Source organism: Sphingobacterium sp. JB170 (assembly GCF_900163865.1).
In the GTDB taxonomy this organism is placed as follows: domain Bacteria; phylum Bacteroidota; class Bacteroidia; order Sphingobacteriales; family Sphingobacteriaceae; genus Sphingobacterium.
In genome coordinates this window covers 1-4553 of sequence record NZ_FUKU01000077.1, presented here as the reverse complement: position 1 = coordinate 4553, position 4553 = coordinate 1, and the positions used below count along the sequence as shown (strand labels likewise).

General features: G+C 35.0%; 4 protein-coding genes. All 4 read left to right on the top strand.

Annotated features, from left to right (window positions below; genetic code table 11):
• Positions 1-171 precede the first annotated feature (171 nt).
• The 4 genes from FM107_RS19260 (at position 172) to FM107_RS19245 (ending at position 4007) form a co-directional block, all read left to right on the top strand.
• Positions 172-1266: a Fic family protein gene (locus tag FM107_RS19260; RefSeq protein ID WP_086950108.1), complete on the top strand. Its 1095-nt coding sequence runs from the start codon at positions 172-174 to the stop codon at positions 1264-1266.
• 528 nt (positions 1267-1794) lie between these two features.
• A complete protein-coding gene (locus FM107_RS19255) occupies positions 1795-2823 on the top strand; it encodes a Fic family protein (RefSeq protein WP_086950107.1) in 1029 nt (342 codons plus the stop codon).
• 233 nt (positions 2824-3056) lie between these two features.
• Positions 3057-3389, top strand: coding sequence for a PadR family transcriptional regulator (locus FM107_RS19250; RefSeq protein ID WP_086950106.1), 333 nt, complete (start codon positions 3057-3059; stop codon positions 3387-3389).
• Between the two features lie 6 nt (positions 3390-3395).
• On the top strand, positions 3396-4007 hold the full coding sequence (locus FM107_RS19245) for a hypothetical protein (protein ID WP_086950105.1): 612 nt from the start codon (positions 3396-3398) through the stop codon (positions 4005-4007).
• Positions 4008-4553 lie beyond the last annotated feature (546 nt).

Genomic DNA, 4553 nt, shown 5'->3' with positions numbered 1-4553 from the left:
ATAGCGATGAAGACGGGCTTTCTGTACCCAAAAAATTATTTAGGACGCTACTGATGTTAAATAAAACTTAGCATTACAACACGCAGATAGTTGTGCGGAGAATAAATAGATTATTCTCCGCTTTTTTTGCGGCAAATAATACATATATTTACCGCATATAATTTTGAAATCATGGCAGTCTATATACACGAACGACATAATTGGACAGAATTTCAATGGAAAGATGAGAAAATACTTAATCGTTTAAGTGAAGTTCGGCATCTTCAAGGAAAGCTTATTGGAAAAGTAGAGTTGCTTGGATTTGAATTAAAAGACGAAGCAAACTTAGAAACACTTATCCAAGATGTTGTTCAATCATCAGAAATAGAGGGCGAGATATTAAATCCAGAACAAGTCCGCTCATCGATAGCGACTCGATTAGGGTTGGAAAATTCAGGTCTTGTAAATTCTGATCGTCATATCGATGGTGTAGTAGAAATGATGTTAGATGCTACACAGAATACAGATAAGACCATAAGTAAAGAAAGATTATTTAACTGGCATGGTGCATTATTTCCAATCGGAAGAAGTGGGTTGTACAAAATAGATGTGGCGCAATGGAGAAGCGGTGATATGCAAGTCGTTTCAGGAGGAATGGGAAAAGAAGTTGTACACTTTGAAGCACCTAAAGCTGACCGGCTCGAAGAAGAAATGGAGAGATTTATCGGTTGGTTTAATACGGATTCTCTTATAGATCCAGTTTTAAAAGCTTCTATTGTACATTTATGGTTTGTGACTATACACCCATTTGATGATGGAAATGGACGGATTGCTCGGGCATTAACAGATATGCAATTATCGAAAGCGGATGGTGTCAATCAACGCTTTTATAGTATGTCTGCGCAAATTAAACATGAACGTAAGGAATATTATACGATTTTAGAGAAAACGCAAAAAGGAGATTCAGATATTACCAATTGGGTAGTTTGGTTTTTAAACTGCCTCAAAGGAGCTATTATTGCTTCGAATACGATAATAGATAAAGTCGTTAGAAAACATCACTTTTGGATGCAAAACAATGTTAATATCAGTAATGATCGACAACGAATGATGTTGAATAAATTAATGGATAATTTTAAAGGAAATCTGACTTCATCAAAATGGGCAAAGATGACAAAGGTTTCTGCGGATACTGCATTACGAGATATTACAGATTTAATGAATAAAGGTATCCTAATAAAGGCTGATTCGGGTGGCAGAAGCACAAATTATGAGCTAAATTGGTAGTTTTTTAAGATTTACCGACTACAAAATGCTGTTTGTAGTCGGTAAATTATAAAAGGTAAAACTTTATCTTATCAACACATGTGTCTTTAAATCAGTATTGTGTGTTTTTTATTGATGAGTTTGTGATCATGTAGCTAGTAGATTTTGAACTTTCCATAAGTCTCTATAATTTTTTTAAATTAAATGTGACAATGGGTGAGATAACAGGCGAAATTACCACCAATATTGAAAACTTATTTTCTCTAAAATCACTGTTCTTTAGCTAACCTTGATGAATGCTAATCGCTTGTAATTAAATAGCTTAATAGTTATTGTATCGGCAAATAGAATCGCTTTGTTTCGAATTTTTTTATTTGAAGCTCAATTAGGTGTAGTTTGTGGCTCATTTAAGAGGATAATTGGCCAGTATATCTGTTTTTTATGAGCCAAATCTAATTGTCAATTGTTTTATAGCTCATTCTTATTGATTTTATGGCTCATGTTTTCAATTAAATGAGCTATATTTACTTATCAAATGAGCTATAAGGAATGAAAGAAGAAATTATATTAGATTATATTAGGAAGAATCCGTTAACTTCTTCAAAGGATATTCACCTTGGACTACGAGAATCTTTTAGTTATGCGACCGTTAAGCGTATTTTAAAGAAGCTGTATGACGAGGGACTTATTGTTACTGACGGTAAGAAAAAAGGTACAAACTATACCCTGAGTACACCTTATGATCTTTTCTACCCTTTAGATATCAATGAGTATTTTAAAAATGAGCAGGATCAAAGAGAGATAAAAGATGCGTTTGATTTTGGCATTTTAGATGTTTTGGCTAATGTTAGTTTATTCACTCCTGAAGAGGATAAGTATCTAAATAGCTTACACGAGAAGTTTTTAGAAAATATTTCAAAATTATCTCCTTCAGCATACAATAAAGAATTAGAGCGTTTGGCTATTGATCTTAGTTGGAAGTCTTCTCAAATCGAGGGGAATACCTATTCGTTATTGGAAACGGAGCGGTTGCTCAAAGAAAAAGAAACAGCATCCGGTAAGCCGAAAGATGATGCAGTAATGTTGCTTAATCATAAGGAGGCATTAAATTTCATCATTGAACAACCCAATTATGTTGTTCCCTTAAACATAAGAAGTATTGAAGATATCCATAGCATCTTGATCAAGGATTTAGACGTAGACCGAAATATTAGGCAAAATAGAGTTGGTATTTCAGGTACAAATTATGTCCCTTTAGATAACGAATATCAGATCCGAGAAGCCTTGGAAGCGATGTGTAATTTGATTAATAAAAAGCAAAATCCTTTGGAGAAATCTTTCTTGTCCCTCGTCTTGCTTTCTTACATTCAAGCATTTGTTGATGGGAATAAAAGAACGGCTAGAATTGTAAGTAATGCTATTTTAATTGCTGCAGGCTATTGTCCGATTTCTTTTAGGACTGTAGATTCTATTGAATACAAAGAGGCCATGCTTATCTTTTATGAGCTAAATAATATTAGTGCGTTTAAACGTGTCTTTATTTCGCAATTTGAATTTGCTGTAAAAACTTATTTTTAAAGATTGTACCTGATCCTGATTTGTACCTCTGGTGCTTCAACTGTCAATAAACTAGCTTGAGTTACTTTCTGTATCGAAAGTAGTTGCGTATAACTGTGCGCAAGCAATGTCTTGAATTGTATTCAATTTTAAACCTCCTGTTTTTGAACTAATTATTTACACTGATAAATTAAGTTTTCATAATATTCTCAAAATACATTGTATTACTATGTATTTTGTTATACATTTGTCGTATGGAACATGAGTTTATTCCCAAATGGAAATCCCAGCTGAAAAAGGGCTCATTGCCTTTCATCGTTATGCTTTTTCTTAGTAAAGAAGAGTTATATGGTTATGAACTTATCGAAAGGATGAAAGATCTTGTTGATATACAAATTGCTGAAGGTACACTTTACCCACTCCTTAACCGACTAAAGACGGAGGATCTACTTAATTCAAAATGGGTTGAGCAAGACACGGGCTTGCCAAGAAAGTACTATTTTTTAACGGATAAGGGTAAACTGGTGTTAGACGAGATGAAACTCCACTGGGTCGAATTATCCAGCGGTCTCAATAAAATACAATAAAAACCTATGAGATTTAAGAAATTACAGTTTTCAGACAACAATGCGCAGAAGATTTATGAAAATTACCTTCAGCAAATTGAATTCGCAACGAAGATTCTTTCTAAGGCCGATCGTATCGACGTACTCGCCGAAATGAACAGCCATATCTATGAGAGCCTGTCCACAAGAGATCAAAGCAACAGCGAAATATCTAATCTTGTCGATACCTTAGAACGGATAGGTATACCAAGTGATGTACTGAAGCCACTGATAGCCGAAAGGAAACTTCGACAGGCGACTAATTCCTTCAATCCGGTACACGTTTTTAAGGCCCTAATATTGAATCTATCAAATGGAATAATATACCTAGTATTCTTTTTTCTTTATCTTTTTTTGTTTTCGTTTATCGCACTGATTTTTGGTAAACTATTCTATCCGGAATACACTGGTCTTTTTTACAAAGATGGGAAGCTTATCAACTATGGTATCCTCGAAAATGGACCTGAAATGCAGCAATATGAGATATTGGGATATTGGCTTATTCCTTTCACCGTCTCGTTGGCCGTCGTCTTCTATATTTTTATAACCTTTCTTTTGAAACTTAAGAGGATTATTTCTTCCAAGTTGAAAAGTCGTTAAATTGGCTTTGATATCGCCGACGACGCGAGGAAAATTATTATCTAAAAATTAAAAGGCATTGGAATCGTGGGAGTGCCCAGCAGAGGATTGCAATTCAAGGCTTTTTCACATGTTGACGTTATTATGGGGGCTAATATGGCCAATACTCGTAAAACAAATAATTACGTTACATCTCGATGGCGTCAGTAACCGTAAAATAGGTTCCGCCGGCGAGTCTCCTGAAATACCGTAAATAATTAACGCAGTTATTTGCGGGAACCGAATATTCTCTTGAGGACTTATTGTTATTTGAGAACGCAGCCTTATGTGAACTCTTTTCCTCGCATATTACGTATCCGTCCTACGAACCACATATTGATTGCTCGATGATTTGCTTATAGTTTTGGGGATATAGATCCTTTATTTTTTTGTGGTTTATGGACATGATGTATATCCCGTTAATATGCACCCAAGGTTTCCAAGCATATGCACCCAGTTTTAGTGCTGTGCTTTTTTGGTGTGCCCAGCATGGGCAATAACTCTAGGGTGTAAGTCCCGAACACGCCT